The following is a 380-nucleotide window of genomic DNA, read 5'->3' as shown; positions in this document are numbered from 1 at the left end:
ACCCAGCTTGACCCGAACGCGGTGCCGGGAAGGATCCGGTTCACCGCCTGAGTCCTGGAGAAGGCGAGGACTTGAGCATGGGATCCACTTCCGCCGAGAACACCGGCGCCGGCGACAAGAGCACCACCGGCGTCGGCCGCCGCGCTCTGATCAAGCGGTCCGCCGCGCTCGGCCTGTTGTCCGTACCGACGATGAGTTTCCTGTCCGCGTGCGCCAGCGGGGGCGGGGAGGACCAGGAGAAGGCCAAGGCGGGCAAGAAGACCGCGAAGAACCCGCTGGGCGTCAATGACGGCGCGCAGATGGAATTCGTGCTGTTCGACGGCGGTTTCGGCAAGGAGTACGCCGAGGACGCCGTGAAGGTCTACGAGAAGAACTTCCCC

At 66.3% G+C, this 380-nt stretch carries 1 pseudogene; it reads left to right on the top strand.

The annotated features are described in order from the left end of the window. Nucleotides 1–77: 77 nt before the first annotated feature. A pseudogene (locus KDL01_RS42805) lies at nt 78–380 on the top strand (N-acetylglucosamine/diacetylchitobiose ABC transporter substrate-binding protein); the annotation flags it as partial.

Source organism: Actinospica durhamensis (assembly GCF_018139695.1).
Lineage (GTDB): Bacteria > Actinomycetota > Actinomycetes > Streptomycetales > Catenulisporaceae > Actinospica > Actinospica durhamensis.
The sequence above is the reverse complement of the archived record's forward strand: the minus strand, read 5'-3'. Positions and strand labels throughout refer to the sequence as shown.